Source organism: Rubritalea tangerina, from assembly GCF_042683245.1.
Classification (GTDB): domain Bacteria; phylum Verrucomicrobiota; class Verrucomicrobiia; order Verrucomicrobiales; family Akkermansiaceae; genus Rubritalea; species Rubritalea tangerina.
Window position 1 is genome coordinate 39,735 of sequence record NZ_JBHUJB010000054.1, and the last position, 25,340, is coordinate 65,074.

The 25,340-nt window shown below is 50.6% G+C and carries 21 protein-coding genes; 2 read left to right on the top strand and 19 right to left on the bottom strand.

Annotated elements, in window-relative coordinates; genetic code table 11:
• Window positions 1–84: 84 nt before the first annotated feature.
• The 9 genes from aroC to ilvC form a co-directional block, all read right to left on the bottom strand.
• Window positions 85–1,173: a chorismate synthase gene (gene aroC, locus ACFSW8_RS13140; RefSeq protein ID WP_377091020.1), complete on the bottom strand. Its 1,089-nt coding sequence runs from the start codon at window positions 1,171–1,173 to the stop codon at window positions 85–87.
• Window positions 1,174–1,628: 455 nt separating this feature from the next.
• On the bottom strand, window positions 1,629–2,219 hold the full coding sequence (locus ACFSW8_RS13145) for a PIN domain-containing protein (RefSeq protein WP_377091018.1): 591 nt from the start codon (window positions 2,217–2,219) through the stop codon (window positions 1,629–1,631).
• An 18-nt stretch (window positions 2,220–2,237) separates the two neighbouring features.
• Window positions 2,238–3,383, bottom strand: coding sequence for an XRE family transcriptional regulator (locus ACFSW8_RS13150; protein ID WP_377091017.1), 1,146 nt, complete (start codon window positions 3,381–3,383; stop codon window positions 2,238–2,240).
• Between the two features lie 102 nt (window positions 3,384–3,485).
• On the bottom strand, window positions 3,486–3,803 hold the full coding sequence (locus tag ACFSW8_RS13155; RefSeq protein WP_377091015.1) for a helix-turn-helix domain-containing protein: 318 nt from the start codon (window positions 3,801–3,803) through the stop codon (window positions 3,486–3,488).
• 252 nt (window positions 3,804–4,055) lie between these two features.
• The gene (locus ACFSW8_RS13160) at window positions 4,056–4,358 is read right to left on the bottom strand and encodes an STAS-like domain-containing protein (RefSeq protein WP_377091014.1); all 303 of its coding nucleotides are present in this window, start codon (window positions 4,356–4,358) and stop codon (window positions 4,056–4,058) included.
• Between the two features lie 6 nt (window positions 4,359–4,364).
• On the bottom strand, window positions 4,365–5,306 hold the full coding sequence (locus tag ACFSW8_RS13165; RefSeq protein WP_377178460.1) for an ATP-binding protein: 942 nt from the start codon (window positions 5,304–5,306) through the stop codon (window positions 4,365–4,367).
• An 81-nt stretch (window positions 5,307–5,387) separates the two neighbouring features.
• On the bottom strand, window positions 5,388–6,566 hold the full coding sequence (locus ACFSW8_RS13170) for a DUF6161 domain-containing protein (RefSeq protein WP_377091011.1): 1,179 nt from the start codon (window positions 6,564–6,566) through the stop codon (window positions 5,388–5,390).
• Window positions 6,567–6,658: 92 nt separating this feature from the next.
• Entirely contained in the window at window positions 6,659–10,105 is a 3,447-nt protein-coding gene (locus ACFSW8_RS13175) for a class I SAM-dependent DNA methyltransferase (protein WP_377091010.1), read from the bottom strand.
• A gap of 407 nt (window positions 10,106–10,512) precedes the next feature.
• On the bottom strand, window positions 10,513–11,985 hold the full coding sequence (gene ilvC, locus ACFSW8_RS13180) for a ketol-acid reductoisomerase (protein WP_377091008.1): 1,473 nt from the start codon (window positions 11,983–11,985) through the stop codon (window positions 10,513–10,515).
• 484 nt (window positions 11,986–12,469) lie between these two features.
• Here ilvC and ACFSW8_RS13185 point away from each other — a divergent pair, with 484 nt between their 5' ends.
• Together ACFSW8_RS13185 and ACFSW8_RS13190 are read left to right on the top strand one after the other, a co-directional pair.
• Window positions 12,470–13,243 (top strand): hypothetical protein, encoded by a 774-nt coding sequence (locus ACFSW8_RS13185; protein WP_377091006.1) that lies wholly within the window; start codon window positions 12,470–12,472, stop codon window positions 13,241–13,243.
• Between the two features lie 80 nt (window positions 13,244–13,323).
• Window positions 13,324–14,013: an RluA family pseudouridine synthase gene (locus ACFSW8_RS13190; protein ID WP_377091005.1), complete on the top strand. Its 690-nt coding sequence runs from the start codon at window positions 13,324–13,326 to the stop codon at window positions 14,011–14,013.
• Here the strand turns inward: ACFSW8_RS13190 and ACFSW8_RS13195 are convergent.
• Genes ACFSW8_RS13195 through ACFSW8_RS13240 form a run of 10 tightly spaced genes read right to left on the bottom strand, consistent with a single transcriptional unit; the run spans window position 14,005 to window position 25,228 of the window.
• On the bottom strand, window positions 14,005–14,646 hold the full coding sequence (locus ACFSW8_RS13195) for an ABC transporter ATP-binding protein (protein ID WP_377091004.1): 642 nt from the start codon (window positions 14,644–14,646) through the stop codon (window positions 14,005–14,007). The genes ACFSW8_RS13190 and ACFSW8_RS13195 overlap by 9 nt on opposite strands.
• Window positions 14,647–14,657: 11 nt before the next feature.
• A complete protein-coding gene (locus ACFSW8_RS13200) occupies window positions 14,658–15,515 on the bottom strand; it encodes an ABC transporter permease (protein ID WP_377091003.1) in 858 nt (285 codons plus the stop codon).
• Window positions 15,500–16,996, bottom strand: coding sequence for a molybdate ABC transporter substrate-binding protein (gene modA / locus ACFSW8_RS13205; RefSeq protein ID WP_377091002.1), 1,497 nt, complete (start codon window positions 16,994–16,996; stop codon window positions 15,500–15,502). Before modA ends, ACFSW8_RS13200 begins: the two co-directional genes overlap by 16 nt.
• Complete coding sequence (locus tag ACFSW8_RS13210; RefSeq protein ID WP_377085742.1) at window positions 16,993–17,736, bottom strand: HesA/MoeB/ThiF family protein; 744 nt, start codon at window positions 17,734–17,736, stop codon at window positions 16,993–16,995. Before ACFSW8_RS13210 ends, modA begins: the two co-directional genes overlap by 4 nt.
• 29 nt (window positions 17,737–17,765) lie before the next feature.
• Window positions 17,766–18,038, bottom strand: coding sequence for a MoaD/ThiS family protein (locus ACFSW8_RS13215; RefSeq protein WP_377085744.1), 273 nt, complete (start codon window positions 18,036–18,038; stop codon window positions 17,766–17,768).
• 2 nt (window positions 18,039–18,040) lie between these two features.
• A complete protein-coding gene (locus ACFSW8_RS13220) occupies window positions 18,041–18,649 on the bottom strand; it encodes an ABC transporter ATP-binding protein (protein ID WP_377178462.1) in 609 nt (202 codons plus the stop codon).
• Between the two features lie 50 nt (window positions 18,650–18,699).
• Window positions 18,700–19,932, bottom strand: a complete 1,233-nt coding sequence (locus tag ACFSW8_RS13225; protein WP_377091000.1) for an ABC transporter permease — start codon at window positions 19,930–19,932, stop codon at window positions 18,700–18,702.
• Entirely contained in the window at window positions 19,929–21,059 is a 1,131-nt protein-coding gene (locus ACFSW8_RS13230; protein WP_377090999.1) for a hypothetical protein, read from the bottom strand. Before ACFSW8_RS13230 ends, ACFSW8_RS13225 begins: the two co-directional genes overlap by 4 nt.
• A 5-nt stretch (window positions 21,060–21,064) precedes the next feature.
• The gene (locus tag ACFSW8_RS13235; RefSeq protein ID WP_377090998.1) at window positions 21,065–22,438 is read right to left on the bottom strand and encodes an outer membrane protein assembly factor BamB family protein; all 1,374 of its coding nucleotides are present in this window, start codon (window positions 22,436–22,438) and stop codon (window positions 21,065–21,067) included.
• A 33-nt stretch (window positions 22,439–22,471) separates the two neighbouring features.
• Window positions 22,472–25,228 carry a LamG-like jellyroll fold domain-containing protein gene (locus ACFSW8_RS13240; RefSeq protein WP_377090997.1) on the bottom strand — a complete coding sequence of 919 codons (2,757 nt, stop codon included), beginning with the start codon at window positions 25,226–25,228 and terminating at the stop codon, window positions 22,472–22,474.
• Window positions 25,229–25,340: the final 112 nt, after the last annotated feature.

Genomic DNA, 25,340 nt, shown 5'->3' on the forward strand with positions numbered 1-25,340 from the left:
TGTCTAGCTGGGCCGATATAAGGTAGGGGAAGGGACCCGCTAGGAGTAGTTATGTTGTCTGCCTAGCGGGCGGATAAGCTGGTGTTAGACCTTACCTGTTTGAGCGCGTTGGCGCAGGATGTGGTCAACGAGCGTGAGGTATGCCATAGCTTCGACCATGGGGACAGCGCGAGGGAGAACGCAGGCATCGTGGCGGCCGCGTCCTTTGAGTTCGGTGTCTTGGAGGTCATTGCTGACAGTAGGTTGTTCTGTCATAATGGTGGCAGTAGGTTTGAAGGCGACTCTGAAGATGATGTTTTCACCGTTAGAGATTCCACCTTGGACGCCACCTGAGTTGTTAGTTTTTGTACGAACTTTTCCCTCTTCCATGTAGAAGTGGTCGTTATGTTCTGCGCCGGTGAGTTGGGTGCCGGCAAAGCCTGAACCAATTTCAAATCCTTTGGTTGCAGGGATAGAGAGCATGGCTTTGGCAAGTTCTGCTTCGAGCTTGTCGAACACCGGGGCACCGAGGCCTGCTGGGCAGTTACGGATGACACATTCTACGACACCACCGACGGAATTTCCTTGGCCGCGGACTTCTTTGATGAGATCAATCATGGGGTCAACCATTTTGGGGTCGCCAGTACGGACAATGTTAGATTCTACATCATCGAACTGAATGGTATTCGGGTCGACGGAAGCTTCGAGGTGTTTGATAGATTTGACGTAAGCGACAACTTCGATACCTGGGCAGATGGAGTCGATGACTTTTTTGGCGACTGCGGCTGCTGCAACGCGGCCGATGGTTTCGCGAGCGGATGCGCGGCCACCACCATGCCAGGCGCGGATACCATATTTGGCATCGTAGGTATAGTCAGCGTGTGAGGGGCGGTATTTGTCCTTCATTTCGGTGTAAGAAGACGGGCGTTGGTCTTTATTACGCACGAGGATACCAATGGGTGAGCCGAGAGTTTTGCCTTCGAAGACACCTGAGAGAATTTCACAGACATCGCCTTCTTGACGTGGAGTGACGATGTCAGACTGGCCCGGACGGCGACGGTCGAGTTCCTTCTGGATCTCTTCTTGAGTGATTTCCAAGAGCGGTGGGCAGCCGTCGATGTTGACGCCAACGCCAACGCCGTGAGATTCACCCCATGTCGAAATTTTAAAGATTTGGCCAAGTGTGCTGGACATGGTGTTCTAGTAGATGCTCATGGGGCATAGGTCAATAGCCATTGGGTATGATGCATACCTATTCACGCAGTTAATACAAACTTGTCGATTGCCAGCTTAAGAAAAACGTGCGCTCAATACTTATAGGAATCAGCTAAACTATCTGTAATTTTCAAAAATGAGTTTTGAATATTCTAGGTGTGCACAAGTCTGTTTTGGGCGTACTGTAGCGCGCCTTTGATGAAGGGTTTCACGGGCGGGCAGCACTTGGTATTGTTCTCTAGTCTCGATAATGTAAGGCTTCATTCGAGTTCGATGGTGGTGACGTCCATCTCATCGTACCTGTGTGTGTCCCCCCCGAATTCGAAACCCTAGGATCGATGGCTGACAAGTGGTCGGGATCGCCTTTACGATTGAGGTGTTACGTTTTACGAAATACCAAGGGAGCTAGTACTTGAAGAATCCTGGTTCGATTACTAGGAATCAATAATTTGGGGTGGCTGATCGAAGAGCTTTCGATATTCTTGTTTCCATGCTTTGTAGGGAGTGTCATTGTCATACTGCCATTGTTCAGTGACTTGGATGACTTTTTCCATTTCAATATGATCTTCATCCAGCATGAGCTTAAGTAGCGCGAGGCTGGAGAGGAAATCGACCTCGAACTCTTGAGCTACTTCAATCATATCTTGGTCATCAGTGACCACTTTGATTCCGAGAGCAAGAGCCGTAGCTAAGATCAGGACATCAACTGGACTAGCACCTTTACCGTACTTCGCATACTGCTCTTCCATAACATAGTCCCACATGTGGGCTCTGAAGTCTTCGATGTCTTGTTTATTTTGTCTGCTCAGTTGGACTGAGCGGATACGAGCTTCTTTGAATTTTTCCTCGGAGAACCATGTAAACTTTCCCTTGATTCTGCGGTTGCCTTTCAGTTCATCATTTAGGTCGGCGTGCGCGTAAATAGTGTACGCACAGCTTCCGAATGACTGACAAAGGAGTGGGTGAAGGTTCTGGGCAAGACGTAGATAGCTATTCGTATCGATCAGGATCTTTGTTTGCGCCATGACGAATTGGGGAGGGAATTAGTGGCTGAGGGCTTCGTGGTATGCTTTTGCGTCTACTGGAGAAACGTTGAGTATATTACAAAGTGAGGTCAGGCTGGCTCCCGTATCATTTAGGTATTTTTGTAGGCCATCGAAGAAGTCTGAGCCAAAAGCGTTTTTCACGAGCTCGAAGTACGCTTCGGCTGTGGGTTGCTCGGTTTCTAGTAAGGCATGACTGAGGTTCTTGAAGCCCTGATTAAATCTTGAGATACTAGCGTGTAGCTTCCCTTGCTCAATGGTTTTGAATGGTTGCCCATTGGCCTCAGCGTACTTCTCTAGCTCCTTGTAGACGGAAAGTGGGGAGATCACGAACTCCCTAGCTTCTGCGACTAGTACCTTTAACCTAGCAGACTCTGTCTTAGCATCTCGATATCGAATGTAAGATCCTGCAGCTACGGTGGCAGGATAGAGCAATGCGCCAGCAAAGGTGTCGGCAAAGTCTTCTGCAAAATCCACGTCACCAGATTCGAGGAGTGAAATACTCATCACATGCCCGAGCTCGTGCGCCATCCAGAATTTAAAATCGTGAATATTCGTATCTAGATTTAAGTAAACCCAGGTGGTTTGTGAGTCAGGAAGGTAGATGTGAAGCGCGTTCTCATGCTTTGACTTTTCTCCCCAGAGTGTGGGAATGAGCTTTGCTTGGTATTTTGCAAATAAACCAATGAGTTGCTGGAAATCGACTGGAGCATCAGCCTTGATTTCTAGATCGGTTCTGATCTGTGAGACCAAGCCTTGAATGTATTTGTAGTCAAGACTCGGAGATTTGAGTGCTGGGGCAGCTAGGTACGGATCAAAGTCGAAATATTGGACCAGTGGTTGCAGAAACAGGCCCATGAGCTTGGCTCTCTCAATGTGTTTGTCAGTGGTTTTTGTGCTCGCACGCTTACGAAATGCAACCAAGGGCGCGTTTGGGTTTGGCGCTTGTAGATAAAGATCTTTGTGGCGTAGCCCCAGTAGCTTGCCTAGCTTCAACAACTCCGCAGGCCTCGGCGTGGTTTGTGCTTTAAACCACTTAGATACTGCAGCACGAGAAATATCGAGCTTCTCCGCAATCTGAGATTGGTTGAAGCCTGCATTTTTTGCAGCTTCTTTGATCGCTTCGATGTTGAGTTGCTTATTCATAGACGTGGGGCTTGTGGAAAGTGTGTCAACTTTTGTCAACTAAAAGTAGCATGGGTGTCAACTTTTGCAAATACCTGAATCTGCTGCAGAATCCACTCGTCTCTACTCCGCAAGATCTCTGAGTGAGGTGGGGAAATTTTTGTAGGTAGGTTTGGCTGGTTTGAGGTATTGGCTGCCTCTGTTTGGGAGGTGGTCTTTTTGCTTCAGTCCAGCTTGTTTCATTCTGAACTTGATCGCTGCGACCGGGCTAGGGAGATCTACTGGGTACACGATGTCCTCGTATTGCTCGATCAGCGTGGCTAGGAGATTAAGTTCCATGCCGTCATCGCTGTCTGCAGCAGGGTCACCCTCCATGAGGGTGCCAATACGGTCAAGGGCTTGCTCGTATTGTTCTTCTGTTTTGATGATGCAAGGTTTCATTAGAGTTCAATGGGTGCGGCGTCTATCTTGTCGTATTCTTTGTGTGTGTCCTTGCAAATTGGGAGCCTTAGGGTTGCACAATTAAAAATACAGCGTGGCAAGACTTTGCCCAGATATAATTTGACGACTTAGGTATCACGTTTTACGAAAAACCTAGGGATGTAAGCATGGCGATTGCCAGCCTAAGTAAAAAGTGTGCTCAATGCTTATAGGTATAGGCTAAGCAGCCTGTGACTTTCACTCAACTAGGTTTTAGGCTTGGGCGAGCCTGCTTTGAGCGTATTGCAGTGCGCCTTTGATGAATGACTTCACGAGTGGGCTGCAATTAATAAAGCGCAATTTAGCGCGAAAATCCTCTGGGTGACGTTCGACTATATTTCCAATGAATGCATTAGCAAAGGAATCAGTCATAGAACTCACACCTTCGAAATTGAGGATGATTTTCTCAGATTCTTTCCATAAGGGCTCGATTTTATCGATACGCAGTTGGTCGCCCATCGTGCCATTTGCAGCAAATGAACCCACTAATTCTCTGAGAGTAAGTTCGTGATTCATAGATATTTATTCGAATAGTTCATCCCAATTGTCAAGCTCAGATGGGGTGACGACATTTCTGACTTCGGTGATAATCTGTTCAAAATTATCAATTTCATCGGTGTTCAAATGAAGGTCAACAAGAACTCCAGGGTGGTAGAGATCGTCGTTTTCTTCGAAATGGGCACTTGTATCTCCAATGCGCAGGAAATAAGCATTGCCAGTAGAAACGTACATCCTGCCGTAAGTTTGTCGTCCGATTTCATTGACCATCGAGAGGCCAATCCCTCTGTTGACGTATTGACCATAAGGGCCTGTAGGTGGACGAAGCAGAGCGCTGGAAACTTCTGGTTCTAGAGCCTTCTCTAGCGCTTTGAGGTCCGTATCCAGAGAGGCTTCTAATTCCGTTCCTTCGAAACTAGCTTTCAATCCTATTCCCGTATCGGCTACTGCGAAGTGAACCATGCTAGATTCCTGATAGCGTTGGGCATAGAGGTAGCCTTCACCGCAGGAGTGTTGTGCCACATTCGTGATGATTTCACCAATGGCGTATTTGAGACATTCTTGAAGCTCCCAGTTTTCCGAAGCCAGGCATTCAGCGACTTCACGAGCAATGGAGTCGACATTATTATCGCGAAGTTGGATGTGCTTGAGACAAACGAATCGGCCATTTGCATCGTGGCGGTGAAAGCCATCTTCAACAGGAATTCCCAGCATGCTAAAGAAATCAATGCGCCTCAGGTACGTGCTTGCTGGACATTCTGTGTAGTTGCTCAGATTGACTCGTTTCCCATGATTGATCCAATAGCGGCAGCGCGCCAAAAGAATCACGATCGCATGGGGGTAGTAAAACCTGACATTCTTGAAATCCAGAGTGATCTCGCAGGCTTCCTCCGCAGCATTCAATAAAGGGAGCAGCTGAGGCAGAGCTCTCTCCGTAGCAGTCGCTGGCAGGGTGATCGTGTGCATGGGTAAGGTGGGCATCAGTTCACGGTCACTAGGTCGTTCATCAGCTAATTATTGCCGTGTGCTGTATTCTTTTTTGAATTTTTACTTTAGGCGGCTGATCATATCAAACATAGCCGGAGGTACACCGTCGTCTTTGATGATTCCAGAAGGTGACGGGCGGAACAGGGCTTCCAGAATTAGACGCCTATCGTTATCTCCTAAACCTTTTTCATCTTGGAGCAGAGAGAGATAAGTTTGCACCATTGTGACTCTTTCTTGTGCGTCAGACCATGCGTGTAGCTGGCTTAGGAAGATCTTTGAGATTATACGCAGGAACCAAAATGCAAGGCCTCCCAGTAGGAGCATGGCAGCAACTCTCCAATACTCGATTTTATCCCCTAGCTTAAGCCCTTCGTAGATCGAGTTGCTTTGAGCTACAAGGATGGCTCCCGTGGCGCATAGACTAGCTACAAACACCAGTCCCAGTACGATCCAAGAAATGAGGCTGGTTTTTTTGCGCTTTTCCCAAAATGTAACGGGTTCCTTGAGGTTGATTTCTTCACGGTGTGCCTTCTTCCACGCTTCTATTTTTTCCTCAGATTCGGCAATGAAGTTGTCGAGTTTCTCTAGCCGGGTGTCGTGGAGATTTTGCAGATTATCGGAATGTTCTTTAAGCGTGGCCTGGATTGCCGTGAGCTGTGTGGTCCAGTCAGCATCGTGTTTATCTCTCTGTGTGCGTAGCTTCGAGAGGTCTGCCTCATAGCCTGTGATAGCTTTTGTAATTGTAGCTTTGGTGCTCGGTGTGATTTCGGCCAGCTTACGATCAAAGATCATCGCATCCATGAGAGCGTCAAACAGCTCAGGAGTGAGCAGGTTCAGTTGGTAGGGGCTACCCTGGAAGTATGCGATCCGCATAAGAGCTGTGAGATCACTCTGAGCTCGAGACTGAAGAGCGAATTTGATCTTAGGGTTATTGCTAAGTATCCACCCTTTATTAATCTGGCTCTTGAAGAGATTGAGTATTTGGGATCTAAGCTGTTCTGTATTGGCGTTAGGGTTCGTTAATTGTTGAAGCCTGTTTGTCAGCTCGTTAATGAAATGCTGTATCGGCTGGGCAGTGGCTTGAACGGGTTGTGTTTTAGTATATTGAAAGACCCATTCCCATTCTTCTTTATATGAGGCAAGCCAGCTCGCAGCTTCATCATGAGTTGTGAGAATAAATGTGTCCTCATCTGAGATTGGAACTTCTAGAAAATTCTCTAATTTTTGTGAATCAGGCATAGGTCTAGCTGGGTTGATGGTAGAATTACTCCCCTTCTGATATCAACGCTCCATATTCGCTTGCGGTTTGACTGAAGTGTGGGTAAGGCAGCTTAGATTTGGCCGAGGGCGGTGAGGGTGGCTAGGATTTGTTCGATTTCGGCTTGGCGTTTTTTGGAGGCGCGGCCGAAGAGTGCGGAGAGGGTCTCGGGGTTTGTGCCGTGTTCGCTGGTGAGGTCCTTGATGATGGTGACTTGCTCTGGGAGTGGTTTTGGCCACTTGTGCTTGGCTTTGTTAGCTTTCTTCTCAGCTGGTTTCTTGTCGGTGCTGAGGGTGGCTTCAGTTTGACTACTAGTTTCGCCATCTGGGTTTTGGAAGTCTGGGCGGAGGTAGCGGATGTGGCCCTTGGCTTCCTCGGCGGCGCGTTCGTGGTTGAGGTCGACGAGGCGCTGGAGGATCACTTGTTCTAGCTCTTCGGCGGCGCTGCCACCTTGGGCGAGGGTGTCCGCGATGGGAGTAACGGTGATGAGATCGTCCCAGTCGTAGGCTTGGAGCACGGCGCGGTCGATGTCGTCGTGGACTTGTTTGAGCAGGGTGACTAAGCCTTTGTTGTGTGTAACTTTTTCTTTGTCAGTGAGCGGCTCGCCTTTGCGGAGTTTTTCGAGCACGTTGTAAATGCCCGTGAGGGTGAGGTCGGGGTGCTTGGTCTGGCGCGCCTTGCGGTGGGCATCGAGCTGTTCGCCGAGTGTGCGTAAAGTTTCTTTGAGGGCTGGTTTGTCGTCGAGATCGGGGAAGGGGAATTTGTTGAAGCAATCGGCATGGTTATAATTGAGGTCATTACCCATACCCATACGAACTCCAATATGCTCGGCCCATGAAGTATGAACTGAGCTCGATAATACACTAAAGTGAGCTACTTGCTCTATAGAGATTGCGACGACCTTGGCATCGGGTATCGTTAGGGCATCTAAAAAACTAAAGAGTCGATGTTTGGCTGTGCGGCATGTAGCTATGTATCTTTTGAGACCTACGGATGTTCGTCGGAACATTGGTGCGTTTTCTCCGAACAACCACCATTTCTCACGTCTACTTTCACGCCTGTTCAAAGACCGTTCTGGTTTAACGTTTGTGAGTATGTGGTTGTAGAGCAATGGGTTTGATTTGGCTGCTTCGTCTTCACTTAGACCTGAAAAATCGATTACCCACTTAGGCATATTTTTTTGGACAAGATCTCGACCTATTACGTAAGGTTTTAGGTTTTCGGTCAACTTGGAGCTACAAATGTTCAGTTCAGATAACTGATCTTGTGATAGTCTGAAGCCTAAACCTAGTGGGTTTGCCCCTTGACTTGCTAGAGACTCATTAGAAAGAAGATCTTCAGAGGATGAGAGATTTGCACCAGTTTTAAGATTCGCAAAAATATGGCCAAAGTTAGATTCGATCTGAATCAAATGTTCATCACCGATTAGCTTTTCTTCTTTTACAACTTTGGAGAGATTTCCTTCACATTTGCTAGTTCTAGCAACGGTCATTGCAATTCTAACAGATGCGCCATCCGTAGAGTCCACCCACGGATGATCGGGAATGGCGAAGGTGATAGAGACAGGTTTCTTGTCGTTATTGAGGAAGGCTTCGAGGCAGCGGCGGTTGAAGGTTTGGTGGATGGAGTTGGTGGTGATGAAGCCGAATTGCTTGGCCTTGCCGTCGCGGACGAGCTCGGCGGCCTGGTGCCACCAATACATCACAAAGTCCCAGGAATCAGGCTTGTGCTTTTTCCAGGCGAGGCGGAGGGCGTCGACGTAGCCGTCGCCCAGTCCGTCGCGCATGCGCTTGTTTCCAAGGAACGGGGGATTGCCGATGATGTAGTCGGCCTCTGGCCACTCGGTGCGGCGTGGGTTGATGTAGTCGTAGAGTGGCTTGCGGGCGGACTCGTCTGGTACTTCCTTGCCCGTGACTGGGTGGGGTTTGGTGCTGTGGCCATCCCAGATGGTGAGGAATTCTCCAGTCTCAGGATCTTTCCTAGGAACCCGTTCGTCGTATTCTAGGACGGCATCTTGGTGGATGATAGTTTGTTGCTTGGGGAGGAGTGGGCGGTCATTGGTGTCGGCCTTGCCGGTGGTCTTGTGGTGCCACTGGAAGTAGCCAATCCAGAGGACGAGTTGGGCGATGGCGCAGGCGCGTTCGTTGATCTCGAGGCCGAGGAATTGGTCGGGGCGGACTTTGAAGGAATCCATTTCGAGGGTGCGGTGGCCACCGAGGGAGTCGAGGAGCTCGAGCACCTCAGCCTCGAGTTCCTTCATGCGGGCGAGGGCGACATAGAGGAAGTTTCCAGAGCCACAGGCGGGGTCGAGCACGCGGGTGTGGCAGAGCGACTGGTGGAAGGATTCGATCTCTGCAATGGCCTTGTCATCGTGGTCTGCCTCGTGGTAGAGGGCGGCGGCGGTTTTCACGGCTTCCCATTGCTGGCGCAGCGGCTGCATGAGGGCGGGCTCGATGAGTCGGTCTACGTAGGAACGCGGGGTGTAGTGGGCGCCTAGCTTGTGGCGCTCGCGTGGGTCGAGGGCGCGTTCGAGGAGGGTGCCGAAGATGGCGGGTTCCACTTCTTTCCAGTCTTGCTTGGCAGCGTGGAGAATGAGTTCGATCTGCTCGGTGGTGAGTGGTAGTGCGGTGGGGGAATCGAAGAGGCCGCCATTGAAGTAGGCGATTTCCTTGTGGAGGATGGTAGAGAACTCGGTGCCCGTGGCCATTTCTTTCCACAATGCCTGCGCCATGACTGGGAAACCCTGCGGCTTGTCCTTGATGCTGATGAGGAGGTCTTCGAAGGCTTTTTCTGGGAGTAGGCCTACGTCTTCTGCGAAGAGGGTGAAGAGGATGCGCTGCAGGAAGGTGGCGATGGTCTGCGGTGGGTGACCTTCTTTCTCCAAGGAGGTGGCGAGCTGGGCGAGGGTGTCTGCTACCTTGCGGGTGACCTTGGCGGCGTGCTTGGAGGGATCGAGCGCGTGTGGATCACTCCAGATGCTGCGCAGGAGGGCGCGGGTCTCTGGGGCTTTCAGATCTTCTAGGAAAATACGGCGCTTTGCAGGTGTGGGGAAGGCGAGGTAGTTGCCACCGGTGCCGGTGAATTCTGCATAGATGTCAAAGCAATGGCCGACATCTGCCACGATGAGGAAGGGTGGGCGGCCGTGCTCTGAGGGGAGGTCTTGGATGTAGTCGCGGGCTTGGTGGTAGGCTTTATCGAGGGCTTTGTCCCAGCCTTTGGTGCCGCGTTTGCCGTGGCCAACTTTTCCGCCAGATTCATTCGAGCCTTGCTTGGTTTCGAGGACGAAGTGGCCGCGCTTGTAAAGGTCTAGGTAGACGGTGGTGCTTTTGCCGTCTTTGTCCGTGCGGGTGAAGGAACGGTCGAAGATGTAGTTGTTTTCCTCATTGTCCTCCGTGGCCGGTGCGGGGCGCTCGACTTCGAGGATATCGCAGAGTTCGGCGAGGAAGTTCTGGTAGTTGGAGCGCTCAGAGCCTCCAGATTGGGACCAACGGGTGATGAATGATTCGACAGAAAGTGACATGATAGGTAACGGGAACCTGAATGTTAGGAATTGTTAATGACCATACGCAAATCGTAGCGCTCTCATAGCATTTTTTGTGGGGATGTATCGGATTGGGTCGTTTTACGATTTAGGTGTTACGTTTTACGGAAACCTAGGGTGCTAGGAGTTGTGGGAACCCTCGGTTTCTTCGTATCACAGCTAAGTCGAGGTGTTTTCCCTCCTTGAGGATTTGTGGGGCAGATAGGAGTGATGCGGATGTGTGAAGTGGGGGAGGGTTTTTAGAAATGCGTGCACCATCGGACGACTGGGGACAAGCGTCCCTGCCCATGAGTATGGTCAAGGGAGTTGTATACCTGTAATAAAAAAGAGCGCGGAGTGACGGGCACTCTGCGCTCTTTGAAAAGTGTGACTATGCTAATTAGAAATTAGACAATGGCCTTCATGTTAGCCATGGACTCACGGAGGATTTCACCGATTTCTTCGACTTCGTGATTACGGATATTGTAGTTCACGTCTACGAGGAGGCGGTTGTCGACAGCGGTGTCAGTGGAGCTAAGGCCTTTACCGATAACATCTGTGTCGATGTCTGCGATGAAGTCTTTAAGAAGTGGCACAGCAGCGTGTGAGAAGAGGTAGCAACCGTACTCAGCTGTGTCGGAGATAATGCGGTTCATTTCGAAGAGCTTCTTACGTGCGATGGTGTTCGCGATGAGTGGAGTTTCGTGGAGAGACTCGTAGTAAGCGGACTCAGGCTGGATGCCGGAATCAACCATGGCTTCGAATGCGAGCTCTACGCCAGCTTTGACCATTGCTACCATGACGATGCCATTGTCGAAGTATTCTTGCTCAGAAATTTCACCAGCAGCGGTGGACTTCTCGAATGCTGTCTCACCAGTTTCCTTACGCCAAGTGAGGAGGTTGATGTCGTCGTTTGCCCAGTCAGCCATCATGGTGGAGGAGAACTCACCAGAGATGATGTCGTCCATGTGCTTGTAGAAGAGTGGGCGCATGATGTCCTTGAGCTCTTCAGAGAGGCTGTACGCAACGATCTTCGCTGGGTTAGAAAGGCGGTCCATCATGTTAGTGATACCACCGTGCTTAAGCGCTTCAGTGATGGTTTCCCAACCGAACTGGATAAGCTTAGATGCGTAGCCTTCTTCGATGCCTTCTTTCACCATCTTGTCGAAGCAAAGGATGGAACCAGCCTGGAGGAGACCACAGAGGATGGTCTGCTCACCCATGAGGTCAGACTTCACTTCAGCAACGAATGAGGAGTTAAGTACGCCAGCGTGGTGACCACCTTGAGCCACACAGAGAGCCTTAGCGATCTCGATGCCTTCGCCAGTTGGGTCGTTTTCAACGTGGCAAGAAATGAGTGTTGGTACACCGAAGCCGCGCTTGTATTCCTCGCGCACTTCAGAACCTGGGGACTTAGGAGCCACCATGATGACGGTGAGGTCCTTACGGATCTGTGTGCCTTCTTCAACGATGTTGAAGCCGTGTGCGTAGGAGAAAGTAGCGCCTTCCTTCATGTGAGGAATTACAGTTTCCACTACGGAAGTGTGCTGCTTATCAGGCGCGAGGTTCATTACGATGTCAGCTGTAGGAAGCATTTCTTCGTATGTGCCAACTGCGAAACCGTTCTCGGAAGCGTTGAGGAAAGATTGACGCTTTTCTGCGATAGCGGCGTCGCGGAGAGCGTATGAGACGTCGAGACCGGAGTCACGCATGTTGAGACCTTGGTTGAGGCCCTGAGCGCCACAGCCTACGATGACGATCTTTTTGCCTTGAGCAGCTTCAGTGCCACGCGCGAATTCGGATGCTTCCATGAAGTGGCAGTCGCCAAGTTCTGCGATCTTGCGGCGCAGCGGGAGTGTGTTGAAATAGTTTTCAGCCATAATCTTAATTTCTCTATATTGTGGGGGGTGAGTGAATCTCGCGCGCATTCAATCGTAAAATCGTGATTGCGTAAATTGAATTTATTAGGAGATTGTGTTGCGTTAAGTGAAATGTGAGGTCTCGTGCTCCGTCCTTGGATGATGGGTCACGGTTCAGCATTTTGTGTTTTTTATGCAACGGATTGTGCGCTTGGGGGTTTGATTATGTATGAGACAAGGATTCATCACGGTGGCAGCAGTTTTTCTGGGAATGGGTAGCATTTTGCATGCACAGGGGCGCGAGGGGCGAAGTCGGACGTTGGAGCCTATTGGGGTCTCTCAGCTGCGGATTGGTGAGGAAGGGGTGGTGTGGCATGCGACATGGGAGGAGGCACTCAAGGAGTCAAAGCGGAGCAACCGCCCACTTTTTTTTATGGCTGCCGCCTGTCAGGTACGGGATGTTTCAGGGGTGTTTTGACCAGGCTACACGAGACAGCAGAACAGTTTGTTCGCAAAGAAAGCATTTATTGAGCTCTCAAGGAAATTTGTCTGTGTGCGATTAGAGACTTATGAGAGTGAGGCGAACCAAGAGATGGTACGAAAGCATCTGAATGGTAAGCTTGCGAATACCGCTTTTGTCATTTTGTCGCCAGATGGCGAGCGGGCTTTATGCCGGGGGAGTCGCTCTCCGAGTATGAGTTTCGGGGCACGTGGTGAGGAGAGTTTAGAAAAGGTTCTCGCTGAGATGGGCAAAATTGTATCAGCCTATCCAGCGAGAGGGGGAAGTGCTGAGTTACCGGATTTTTATAGTTTTAAGCAAGCATTGAATGTGAGTGCTGCGGACCAGAGGTTACTCGTTTTCACAGTCGCTCCAGAGCAACAGCGCAAGGGCTTACGAGAAAAGTTAGAAGGTGTGGCGGCAAGTACTTCGGTAATGGGGAAGTTTCATTACGACACCGCTGGAAATTCTGATGCTGGCTGGGAGAAAGCGGTGGAGAAGGTTCAGCATAAGACGGGACACTTTGTGATTGATCCAGATGTATTTGGTTTGAAGGGGGAAGTGGTGGCTTATTTACCACTCGATGCGAATGCGGCGCAGATTCGGGCAGTATTGCTGAGAGCGAACACGCGTTTTGCTGAGACTGAAAAGCCGAAGCATTACAGTCAGCACATGGTTGAGGCGCGACGTTTGGGAGTTCGTTATACGAGCAATGTCCCGAAAGGTGTGGACAAGGACCGCGATGGTGAGGTTGACAGTACGCGTCGTAGTAGAAGGTAGCTCGGTTAGAGTCATTGAGATAGTAGCAATGAGCATTGACTGGAGGGACACTCTTTGGTGCTTTCAGTGACGTGAGTGCTATGTATCCACCTTTATCTATCATTTATCAGGACGAGTGGTTAGTGGTTATTGATAAGCCAGCTGGTTATCTCGTTCATCCTGCGAGGGAGCCTCAGGAAGGGGATTTGGTAGCGATGAAGATATTGAGGGATCAGATTGGCCAACGGGTGCATACCATCCATCGGCTGGATCGGCCAACATCAGGTGTGCTTTTGATGGGCTTGGAGAAAAAAGTAGCTCATCAATTACACAAGGCTTTGGAGCATCATGAATTTGAGAAAAGGTATTGGGCAGTGGTCCATGCCGACCCTGAGTGTGAGAAGTGGGAAAATAGAGAGGCTCTCAGCAAGGGGGATGGAAGCGAAGCTAAAGTAGCGCATACGAGTTTTCAGGTACTTCAAAGGTATGAACATCCTCAGTTAGAAGGAAGGGGGAGTCGTAAGGTTTCTTTGCTTGAGGCTATTCCTCACACGGGACGATTTCATCAAATCCGCCGTCATTTGCTAGGGGATGGCATGCCCATTATAGGAGATTATCGCTACGCAGGGGTGGAGGTGTCTGATACGCTAGGAAGCCTTTTAGGTACGGGCTCGAGGATGCTTTTACAGGCGAAGAGTCTTGAGATTGATCATCCAGTGAGTGGTGAGAGAATGAAGTTTGAAGCGCCTGTGGACTCTGCAATACAGCGTTGTTTCCCTAGTTTAGTGTGAGAGGGGTTGGCTGATTTCAGAGATGTGAATGACTTCTTGAGCGAGCTCTTGAGCCTCGCGCAATGAATGGGTGATATGGAGGGTGGTGATTTGTTCTGAGGAGATTGTATGTTGGAGTAGCTCGAGAATTTCGCTATGGGTGGAGTCATCGAGACCAGTGAGAGCTTCATCTAGGCAGAGGAGCTTGGGGCGAGTGGCGAGAGCTCTACCAAGGGCGACACGTTTCGATTCTCCTCCTGACAGCATTGTGGGTTTTCTATCTAACAGGTGTGAAATTCCCAACTCATTGGCTAGAGTTTCGACGCGTTTGGCGATGTCAGTGGTGGACCAGCGTTGGATTTCTGGGCCGAATGAGAGATGTTGGCGGACGGTGAGATGGGGGAAGAGGACGTTGTCCTGAGGGACGAGAGCGACTTGTCGTTCACCGGGCCGGAGGTAGGTAATATTTATTTGGTCAAGGGTGATGGAGCCTTGAGTCACTTGGCGCAGGCCACAAATAGCTTCCATGAGGGTGGTTTTACCAGAACCAGAGGTTCCCATGAGTGCGACACAGGCGCCATTAGCGACTTCGAAATTGACATCATTCAATTGGAAGGAGCCTGATTGGATAGTGAGGTTTGAAACTGTTAGCACGGGATGATGAGTTATTTTCTATCACCGGCGATACGGATGATAAGGATGGTAGTAATGGCGAGGGTAATGAGGATGAGAGATACGGCCGCTGCGCCACCGAGGTTGCCGATATTTATTTCTAAGAAGACGGAAGTGGCAAGGACCTCAGTTCGGCCCCGGGTGGCTCCTGCAAATACAAGGATGGGGCCAAACTCACCAAGGGCGCGGGCCCAAGCGAGGACACCTGCTGAGAGGATTCCTCTACCAGCCTGAGGGAGGGTCACACGCCAGAAGGCTTGAGATTTATTGCAGCCGAGCGTGAGTGCAACCATTTCAGCGCGAGGTGAGATTTGGTCGAAGGTGTTTTTCATACTACGCACAGCAAAGGCGGCAGCTACTGTAAATTGGGCTAGTATGATAGCAGGGATATGGAAGGTGACATGGATGCCATGTGCATTGAGCCAATTTTCGAGTGAGCTATCGCGAGCCGGAAATGAATTGAAGAGGATCAAGAGGCTGAGGCCAACAACGAGTGGAGGGAGGATGATGGGGATATCCAGGATAGTATCCAACAATGTGCGGCCACGAAATTTAAAACGTGAGAGAGAGTAGCCGATGGGAACGGCAAAGAAGACTGAGAGGATCGCTGTGACGGTACAGGTTAGGAAGGTTAGAGATAGGGATTGTTGGATGGCATTGCTACGGACGGCATCGGAGATGTTCTCCCAAGTGATGTAGCTGGCATTGGCAACAACGAGCAATGCGATCAGCAGTACATAGAGTAGAGTAAAGCCGAAGAGTCCGGTGAGGAAGGGGACATCGGATTTGAGAGGCTTGTTATGCGTGGATTGAGTGCCCATGGGTGCGGTATCGCTTACTCTTTTTCCCATGAGAAGCCATGCTTAAGGAAGTTCTTTTTGCCATCGGCGTTGGTGAGGAATTCCCCGAGCCGTTCTAACTGGCGAGGGTATGGGGTGTCTATAGCTGTGGCATAGGGTTGTGTGGCGACGGCGTCTGGGCGGTCTAGGGCAATGATTTCGCAGTTTTCCATAATGGAGGGAGTTGCCATGGCATTGCTGCGGTAGAGCAGGGCGGCATCCAAGGCATTGGCTTGCATCTGGGTGACAAGTTCATCGCCTTTGCTTGCGAGTAGGACGATATTGCTAGATTCCTGAAGAGCTTTAAGGAGGTTGGCATTGTCTAGCATTTGATGCGTGAGAGCACCGAGTGCAGATTTTGTTGGATGGGCGATACCTACTTTAGCTTTTTGCGAGACAAGTTTTTCGAGTGAGCTAAGTTGTTTTGGATTTCCTTTTGGAACGAGGAGGACGATTTCATTTTTTGTGACGGTAGTGCCGCTGGAGAAGCGATCTTGGACGCGGTCGAGGAAGGTTTGATCGCAGGAGAAGTAAAATGAGGGTTTTGCTCCGGCTTCCATTTGGCTTACGAGGGTACCACAGCCTTCGTAGACTGTGGAGATGCGGCAGCCTTCACGTTTTTCAAATTCTAGGATTCGGTCACCGATAGCGGGCTTGAGCATGGATCCAGAAAAGATGAGGAGCTCTGGGACATCAGCCCAAGCGTCAGAGGTGGAGACGGTTTCGAATCCGCTTTGTTTAAAGATTTCGAGACCTTTATCTTTGGCGGCGATGTAACGGGCGAGGTGGAGTGCCTTGCTGGTATTTTTAGAAGTATTCAGCAGGGTGATGCAGGCTTCACGTTTTTTTGCGTTGAAGGCAGGTACATCGATAGTGCGGAGTTCAGGGAAGTTTTTAGCGACGGCATCCCAGGCGATGGTAGCGTCAGCGCTACCGAGTGAGACATCTTCGATAATGTTATTCACAGTGGGTTTGGTGACCGTGATGTTAGGTTCGATTTTTTCGAAGAGTCCGTTGGCTTTGAGAACTTTACGGGTGAATTTTCCGATTGCAGCGGATTCATCAGCAAAGGAGATACGCACTCCGGGTTTTGTGAGGTCTTCGAAGGACTGGATGGAGGTATTTTCTTTATGGACGATGATTTTGGCGGTGAGGTATGCGAGGGGAATGAATTCGCTGGCGAGGTTTTTATTTTGAGCTTCTCTCACGTAGGAGATGTTAGCGGGGAGATAGAGGTCACCTTTTCCTAGTTGGATTTGAGAGAGCAGGGCTCCGGAGCCATTGTAGATGACATTGACTTTGCGACCAGTTTCAGCGGAGTACTGGTCTATGATTTTGCTGATAGGTTTACGTATTCCAGCAGCGCAATAGAGGGTGAGCTCCTCGTTGGGGTTGAAGTCGGCAAATTCGTTAGATCCTCGTTTTTGGAGTGCGAGGTAACAGAGTGCGAGGATAGCGATAAGAGCTACGACGATGGCAATTGGTTTTTTCATGCAGGTGGTGAGCCACAGTGTGGGCAGGTCGGGTTTCGACTGATTGAGATTTTACGGAGTTGTGCCTCGAGTGAGGAGTAGTGCATGAGGGTATTGGTTTGGGGGGGAAGGACATTGGTGAGTAATTTGATTCCTTCGAGAACGCCCATTTGAGCGATCATTGCAGAGAGGGCACCAATGACAGGGAAGCGGCGTTTCCACCCAGCAGGAGGTTCGGGGACAATGCAAGCGAGGCATGCTGATTGGTTAGGGACGACAGGGAGGACTTGTCCTTCGAGGTTGAACATAGCGCTGTCGACGAAGAACTTATTTTGTCGGACGGCCTCTTGGTTCATCAGGAGGCGTTCTTCAAAGAGTGGGGCGCATGAGAAAACGATATCAGCTTGGGAGACGAGTTCGGCGGCGTTGTCGGGCGTGATGTTAGAATCTACGGCGAGAGTTTCGATCCGTGGGTTAAAGCGTTGGATGGTAGCAGCGGCTTGGCGAGCGCGGTTTTTGCCAAGGCCATCGTGATGCATGAGGATTTGGCGATTGAGGTCGTCATGTCTGAGGTTTCCACCGTGGGCGAGGATAATTTTACCGAAGCCTGCTGCGGCGAGTGACTGAGCGAGGGGGCCGCCGAGACCGCCGACTCTTGAGACAAGAGCAGTGGAGTTTCGGAGAGTCTCTTGGCTGGCTTCCCCGAAGTTAGGGACATTGAGTTGCCAAGCGTAGATGTCTTTGTCGATTTGTTCTAACACGAAAAAGAAGGATAGTAGGGTTGGTCATTTTATCCACCGGCCATTGGTGGCATGAGCATGATTTCTGAGGTGTTTGGGCTCAGCTGAGTGGAGTAATCGCGTTGGTGGGTACCGTCGACTGCCACAAAGAGGCTGGAGCGGATTTGTTTTTGAGGGGTGATCAGGAGGTCACGTGCTGCTTCTGGGAGTTGTTGGGCTGTGAGCAGAATCAAGGATTCGAGAGTGGTGGGGGAATCAATCTGATGCTCGATGGCGTGAGTTCCTGAGGTTACGGCGAGTTGGCCTTGGAGAAGGATGCGCATAGTTAGATGAGTTTACCGTTATCTAGATGGAGTGTTCGATCGGCATGATCGATTGCGATTGGGTCGTGAGTGGCAAGGATAACGTAGTTTCCTGCATTCGCATAGTTTTTGAGTGTTTCGATGATGTGATTACTATTGGTTTCATCGAGGTTACCGGTGGGTTCATCGGCGACGATGAGTTTAGGGTGAGCGAAGAGGGCTCTTGCGAGGGCAGTTCTTTGTTGTTCACCTGAGCTCAGGGCAGCTGGCAGATGGTCGTGACGTGAGGTGATATCGAAGTCCTGCATGAGTTCAGCACATCGGTGTTTGATTTCGGTGTTTGGCAGCTGGAGTTCTAGAGATGGCGTGATGATATTTTCCGCGACATTGAGGTAGGGGAGGAGGCGGAAGTCTGGGTAGAGAATGCCTAAGTGTGAGGCACGCCAAGCATTGCGGGCTGATTTGCTCAAGGAGAATGGTGCGGTACCGTCGAGTGAGTAATCGCCTGAGCTAGGTGTTAGTAGGCCAGCGAGGATATTGAGCAAGGTGGATTTGCCACTACCGCTGCGGCCGGTGATGACAAGCATCTCACCGGGCTCAGCACTGAAGCTGACATCATTTAGAGCTAGCACTGGGTTGGAAGTGCTAGGGTATTGTTTTGTTATAGATTGGATTGAGAGCATCAGTCTTGTTTTAGGATGGTGACTGGGTCTTGGCTGAGAGCTGTTAGGGTTGGGAGCCAAGAAGCGGTTAGAGTAAGTGCTGGGGCAATGAGTAGATAGAGCCAATACTGGGAGAGTGGATAGGACAGGCAAGCAATGAGAATAGCTGTGATCAAGGAACCTGCGATTCCGATGATGCAAGCACGTCCGAGAAAGAGGGCAAAGAGTTTTGAGCTGTGAACTCCCATGGATAGCAAGGTGCCGATTTCACTTTTTCGTTCTCTGACATTGAAGAGGCTGAGGGTGAAGAGGCCAATGAGAGAGGCTAGCAAGATGAGCGGGCTCAGTAGGGTGAGGAAGTTCTCTCTGCTTTGGCGAGCGGCGTCGCGAGTTTCGAGCAATTGTTTTTTAGCGAGTTGGGAATCGGCTTTGACTTTATTACGAGCTTCCGCTCTAGCGAGAGCTTTGCTTTCGACTTCGATAATTTTGGTATTTGGGATGACTTTGCTAAGTTCTGCGCGGATTTCACCGAGGCGATCGACTGAAGCGCAATTGCAGCCGAGAGCGAGGATGGAGTTGATTTGGTCTGGAAGGTTGAGCATGGCTTGTACATCTGCGAGTGGGACCCAGACAGTGATGTCGTCGATATTGCCGCGTTGTGGGTGGACCTTACTAACAGTGTAGGGATAATCATTGAGCGTGATGGTTTGTCCTTTTTTTAGATTTAGCTGGGTGGCGAGTTCGGAGCCTATGACTGCTTGTCCTGGTTTTACTGGAGACATGATGGGCTTCTTAGGGTCACGGTGGGAAATGGGGACCTGGCCGTCGACTCCGATGAGCATGATTTCACGGTTTTGTTCTTTCCAGAGCGTGCGGCGCGATAATTGAGGGAGGAGGTGGTTGATGGTTACAATGGGAGATTCAGCGAGACGTTCTACATAGTTATAAGGCATGGTGTTAGACGCATAGCCATTCGCGTAGACTTCACTGAGGTCTTGTTGGGATGGATAGATGTGGACATTGAACCCGAGACCTTTCATGGTTTTTCGGATTTGGTCGTTCATTTTTTTGACCCGGGCATCGGTTTGTTGGGTAAGAGCGCCGAGTTGTGTTTGGGTTTCAATATCGAACTGACGCATGGCGTGGAGCGCGGCAATGATGGATGTCAGAGCGATGACAATGGTGAGGATAGAGAGCGAAGCTCCGAGCTTACGTAGTTTGAGCTCTTTGAGGATGAGTTGGTGTATTTTCACTGTGATGATTTGCGAAGAATGAAGATGCTGCCGCCGATGAGACCGAGGAGGACGAGAGCTGCTAGAGTGATGAGCATGGTATGAGTGGTCTCAGGTTTGGATTCGGGCTGGTTGGCGAGTTGTTCTGGGCTTGCAGGGGTGGCGCTTGGTGCATTTTGGTCGGTAATTTCGGCGACTCCACTCAGTGGGGGGAGTTCTTTGTCTACGACGGCGAGGCCGGCAGTGAGGTATTTGGCCCAGTCTTCTTGGATAAGGAGGTCAGCGCCGGGGTTTTGTTCTTTCACTTGGCAGGAGCAGGCTCCGCAAAGGTATTGGCAACCATTGAGAAGGGTATCATAGCTGACTTTGTCGGCTGGTAGGGGAGCGAGGAAGCGACCGCGTCCGAAGATGGGGACAAGCACGGATGTGTCTTTGACTGCATCGACTCCAGAGGGAAAGAGTGTGGCTAGGAAAGCGGCTTCGGCAGGGTCATTTGCGTCGAGGATAAGGGAGCCAAATTCTATTTTCAGTGGGATGGATGAGCGCAGCACGTCATCGAGGTCGGTGCTGTCGTCGATGGTGTGACGTTCATCGGTTTCGACGACGGCGTCTGCAATTTCGATTTTGGTTTCAATTTTTGCGAGGTGTTTGTCGAGGTCTTGTTGGATGGCGAGAGCCTCTTGGGGTTTGTTATTATGAATAACGATCCAGATGCATGAGGTACCTGCGATGAGTTTTTTGACAAGTTGCTTACGGACTGGGGATGTGACGAGCTGTTGGAAGCCAGATCCGGTAAAGCTGGTGGTATAAAGTGGTTTAGTTTGTTGTGTTTTTGCGGGGGCAAAAAGCATGAGTGTGGGTTCAGTGATAGAGGTGTCTATCTCTGGTAGTTGCCAAAGTTCGCGTTCGCTGAGACCTTCTAAGACGATGCTGTTAAGCTCAAAATTTGTGGTGTCTTGGGCGGCGATAATTTTTTCAGCGAGTTGGGTTTGTTCGGCGCTGAGTGGTTTCGGGGTGACGAGGTAGAGGGCGTACTTGTCAGTTTCCCAGCGTTCTAGAGCGTAGCGAAAGACGGGGACTTGGCAGGCATATGCTATCCCAGCTAGGGTGAGCAGGGTGGTGAAAAACTTGAGCGCTTTGCGAGTCATGGTGGCTAGTTAGATTTGAATGCGTGAATGGCACCACGGTCTGTTGAAACATAGAGAATGCCATTGGAAATTGTGAGTCCGTGCACCTTCCCTTTGATAGGAGCTTGCCAGATCTCGGAGCCGTCGCTGCGGGATAGGATCGCGACTTTAGATGGGTAGCCGGCCACGATAGTTTCGGGAGTGGTGATCAGGTCGAGTGGGACTGGGCCATTTTGTTCCCAAAGCCAGCAGGTCTCGATTTGTTTACGCAATTTATCGAGTTCGGTTTGGATCGCTTTTTTACGTTCTTTGAGGGCTGCGTCGTTAGGTTTTTTCTTAATTTCTTTATTGAGTGAGTTGAGTTCGGAATCGAGCGGTTGGATTTGTGCCATGAGCTCGTTATTTTTTTTCATGTCGAATGCTTTGAGAGCATTACCTGAGTGGAGGAAGGCAGTGGAGCCGCTCACGACGAGTCGGTTGGTATTATTAAAGGTGGCAACGCGTGAGTTGTCCGGAGTGAAGGCGCGCATTTGTTCATTGCGCTCGCGTTGGTTTTGCGGGCCGGCGAAGAAGTTACCTTCTGCATCTAATATGGCGAAAGTTCCACCAGCTTGTGAGACTTGGCCGAGTCGTTTTCCATCGCTTGCTGAGAAGACGAGTGGCACGGTTCGGCCCTGAGGTACGTAGAGGCGTTCACCATTGGTGAGCATGGCACCTTGGAAGGTGAGATCGTGGAATTCTTTTTTAAAGCCTTTGGCATTTGGTTTGCCGGATTCGGCATCGATGCTGTGGAGGTAGGACTTCTCCCAAGGGACGAGTGAGGCACCAAAGAAGGCTTGGTTTTGGTGTACGAGCACGGCGGTACGGACGGGGTGGAGGGAGATGAGTTTGCCGTTACTGGGGATTTTTTGATCCTTAGGGGCGGCTAGAAATTTCCATTTGAGGGAGCCAGAGGCAGCATGGAGCGCGTAGACAAAACCGTCATCGGAACCAAAAATCGCAAGGCCATTATGGAGTGTGGGGGGGAAGCGCACGGCGGCATCGGCAAAGAAGCTCCAGTGGTTCTTACCATTGTTAGGGTCAATACAATGGACGCCATTGTCAGCGGAGGAAGCGAAGTAGGCTTTCCCCTTAGATGTGGTGACAAAGTAACAGGGGTCAAAGTTTCGCATTGATTGGAGGCCGTCATTGCCGGCGTAGGCGTCCCATTTTGCTGGGCCAGTCCAGGCTTGTTGTGGGGCTTGGTTTTGGATCGTCCAAGCTTGGGTGAGTGGAATGTTGAGGGATTCTTTGGTGTCTCCGGATCGTGCGTTATCGCGACGGTATGTGGGCCAGTCGTCGGCGTGTGCGAGGATACTACACGCTGTGATAGTGGCGAAAAATGCGTTAGAAAGTTTCATAGTCGAGGTGTGTTAGAGTGTAAAAATGGTAGCTTATCGGGTGTGCTCGAGTGGGATGAAGGAGACGGAGGTTTCGATCCACCCACCGCAGGAACACCCACCGCCGCCCTCTGACATGATGATCATGCCTTGGGAGGGGAGGAAATTAAGCCAGCAGGAGGGGCGGAGTCTGCTCCAGCCTGTGTTCTTTTTTGTTTCTTTCGACCAGATAGCGAGTACGCGCGGGTTGGCGCGTTGGAGGATGCCATTTTTAAAGCCTACGATAGTTGGGCAACCTGAGCGCCCGCTCATTTTGGTGCTGAGAGTTTTGCCTGAATTGACTGAGACGACATTGGGGTAGACGTAGATTTCGTCATCGAAGACGAGTGGGTGCACCATGTGTGCGCCGTGGTGGTCGTGGGCCCATGGGTTTTGTTCACGCCAGGCGAGTTTACCTCGGTCATCGAATTGGAAGTAGACGAACTGGCCGCGGCGGGCGTATTTTTTTTCTGCATTGAGGAGACCTTCTGAGCCGACGAGGAGGTAGCCATTTTGTGTCATTTGGCCATAAAGTGACTGGAGGAATCCGTGCTCAGCAGTGACGTTGTCAAACTTCGGGAGGTCTGCATGCCAGAGGCGTTTTCCGGTAGTGGCATTTAGGCAGACGACTTTGGCATCGATCCAGAGTCGGTTATCGGAGACGCGGCCGTTAGAGTCCGCTTTGATATCAGGGTTTGTACATTCGACGAAGTAGAGTCGGTTTTGGTCGAGTGTGATGGTGGAATTGACGATGAGGCCTTTTCCGTATGCCCAGAGTCCTTTGTAGCCGGATTTTGCGTATGCGAAGAGTTTGTCACTGACAATTTGTGTGGTTGCTTGTTTACTACCAGCTTTATCGTACCACTTGTCACCGCCCCAGAAGTCATTGAAGTGGGCACCTTTTGGCACAGTGGAGCCGATGATGACTTTCTGATCATTGGCGATGAATCCCCAGTCGTGGGTATCGCGTTCTGAGGCTGTGAGCTTAAGATTGGCGACGCGTTCACCGGTTGTGGAGTCAATGACCCAGGCGCGGTCTGCGACAGCCATGTAGATATGTTTTTTATCGGCGCACCAATTTGCTGAATCGTGGGGGACATTCATGCGTCTGAGGTCAGGGATTTCCTTCGACCAGAGGATTTGTCCATTGTAGGCGTCTAGTCCGACGACGCGATTGAGTCCTTGGAGGAAGGTGTGGCCGTTGATGGCGAGTGGTGAGGAGATGCGGTTTTGGCGGTCGATACCGAAGTCGGCACCTGGGCGTCCGATCCACTGGAGGGTGGTTTCTTGTTGTTGATCGATGCCGGCGAGTTCTTCATCAACAAATGAGGTATTAGCTGCATTGCCGTATTGGTGGGTCCAGTCTCCGGCGCCTTTGAGAGCGGGGCGCGTGTAGCTGAATCCGCGGGTGACGACCATGCCACCAGCTGGGCGAGTGACACGCTTTATTTCTTCTTTGTTGTAGGGGAGTTTTTTTCCCGCGAGGGTGTATTCGGAGAGCACGAGGTTGGCAAAGCATGAGCCGAGAGGGAGTTTGGGGCCGGGTACGTGCATGACCGTGACACGGGTTCCGTAAACTCCAGTTTTTGCGAGTGCTTGTTTGAGTGATTCGGCGCGCTGGGCATCAGGTTCGAGAATGGTGACGATGAGTCTGGTTTGGCGCGCGAGTTCGTAGGCGAGTTTGCCATCGACTCCTCCCATGATCAATGCATGGCCAGATGCGTGTGCGCCGAGTTTACTGACGACGAAGTTGACGGCTTTGGTTTCTTTATCACTTGGAGTGAAGTCTGAGTGGGGATTAGCCAGGGGTGGCATGTAATTCATGGTGGTGTCGAAGCTCATCGGGGGGCTGAGTCGACGGTTTCCCTTGTCGTTGACCGCGATGCGGTAGTGGTAGACTGAGGCAGGCTCGAGGTCTTTAAGGATGACGGAGTGGGAATTTCCATCAGCGTTACTTTTGATGACGGTGCCGAGGTCACGGGTGAGGCCGAGATTGATCATGCTCTTGCCTGGGTGGCTAGATTCCCATTCTACGAGGGCTTGGCCGGGGGCGATGAAACTGACGGAGGGACGGACTGCGAACTGGAATTGTGTCTTTGCGACTTCCTTGGCAATTTGCTTAGGGTCGAGGAGGGTGTTTTCGAGCTTGATTGACTCGACTCTTCCATTGAGTGGGAAAAACTCATCTTTATCTTTATAGGCACCGATTGCAAAGGGAGTCGGAATGTCGGGTAGAGCTATTTCACCAGGAGCAGACGCGCTGGCTACTTTTTTACCATCGACATAGAGGGTGGCTATTTTTCCATCATAGGTGGCATTGAGTAGGTAGGTTTGACCGAGCACGAATGCTTGAGGAGCCACCGCTCCAATTAAGGAGCCGCCGGTGGAAAGTTTAAAGCTGAAGCGGCTACCATTGTACCCGAGAATAAATCCACGTTCGTAGCTGCCATTATCTTGGGAGTATGAGAGGATTCCACCATATTGTTCAGGAGAATCGATACGAACTTTGGCGCTGATGCTGAAGACCTTGCCTTTTAGTGATTGTGCAATTTTGGGGTCGAGTTCTACCCATTGCTCATTTTCAAAGATCAGATGGTTGTCTTTGTCAAAGTCCATCGTCTGCTGGGCTTTGAGTTGAGAGGATTGAGACTTTGAGAGCTTGAGATCAAGAAGTGGAGCAGCCCAGGCTGGGGTGTGGCAGCTGAGGGTAGCCATGAGCAAAAGTGTTTTGAAGCGTTGCCATGGCTGGGTAGTGGTAGATAGAAATTCCATTGCTTAGTTGTGTTGGGATTGAGGAGAGTATCCTCATTGTGGTGTCGCTTATTCTAAGCATAGCTGGAGAATTCTGTTTCAAGAATGGTGAAATAAAGGCAAATTCGCCAAT

What these genes read in the sequence shown, in the direction of transcription:
- aroC (WP_377091020.1), bottom strand. Translation starts at nt 1,173, where the DNA reads ATGTCCAGCACACTTGGCCAAATCTTTAAAATTTCGACATGGGGTGAA.
- ACFSW8_RS13145 (WP_377091018.1), bottom strand. Translation starts at nt 2,219, where the DNA reads ATGGCGCAAACAAAGATCCTGATCGATACGAATAGCTATCTACGTCTT.
- ACFSW8_RS13150 (WP_377091017.1), bottom strand. Translation starts at nt 3,383, where the DNA reads ATGAATAAGCAACTCAACATCGAAGCGATCAAAGAAGCTGCAAAAAAT.
- ACFSW8_RS13155 (WP_377091015.1), bottom strand. Translation starts at nt 3,803, where the DNA reads ATGAAACCTTGCATCATCAAAACAGAAGAACAATACGAGCAAGCCCTT.
- ACFSW8_RS13160 (WP_377091014.1), bottom strand. Translation starts at nt 4,358, where the DNA reads ATGAATCACGAACTTACTCTCAGAGAATTAGTGGGTTCATTTGCTGCA.
- ACFSW8_RS13165 (WP_377178460.1), bottom strand. Translation starts at nt 5,306, where the DNA reads ATGCACACGATCACCCTGCCAGCGACTGCTACGGAGAGAGCTCTGCCT.
- ACFSW8_RS13170 (WP_377091011.1), bottom strand. Translation starts at nt 6,566, where the DNA reads ATGCCTGATTCACAAAAATTAGAGAATTTTCTAGAAGTTCCAATCTCA.
- ACFSW8_RS13175 (WP_377091010.1), bottom strand. Translation starts at nt 10,105, where the DNA reads ATGTCACTTTCTGTCGAATCATTCATCACCCGTTGGTCCCAATCTGGA.
- ilvC (WP_377091008.1), bottom strand. Translation starts at nt 11,985, where the DNA reads ATGGCTGAAAACTATTTCAACACACTCCCGCTGCGCCGCAAGATCGCA.
- ACFSW8_RS13190 (WP_377091005.1), top strand. Translation starts at nt 13,324, where the DNA reads ATGTATCCACCTTTATCTATCATTTATCAGGACGAGTGGTTAGTGGTT.
- ACFSW8_RS13200 (WP_377091003.1), bottom strand. Translation starts at nt 15,515, where the DNA reads ATGGGAAAAAGAGTAAGCGATACCGCACCCATGGGCACTCAATCCACG.
- modA (WP_377091002.1), bottom strand. Translation starts at nt 16,996, where the DNA reads ATGAAAAAACCAATTGCCATCGTCGTAGCTCTTATCGCTATCCTCGCA.
- ACFSW8_RS13215 (WP_377085744.1), bottom strand. Translation starts at nt 18,038, where the DNA reads ATGCGCATCCTTCTCCAAGGCCAACTCGCCGTAACCTCAGGAACTCAC.
- ACFSW8_RS13230 (WP_377090999.1), bottom strand. Translation starts at nt 21,059, where the DNA reads ATGACTCGCAAAGCGCTCAAGTTTTTCACCACCCTGCTCACCCTAGCT.
- ACFSW8_RS13235 (WP_377090998.1), bottom strand. Translation starts at nt 22,438, where the DNA reads ATGAAACTTTCTAACGCATTTTTCGCCACTATCACAGCGTGTAGTATC.
- ACFSW8_RS13240 (WP_377090997.1), bottom strand. Translation starts at nt 25,228, where the DNA reads ATGGAATTTCTATCTACCACTACCCAGCCATGGCAACGCTTCAAAACA.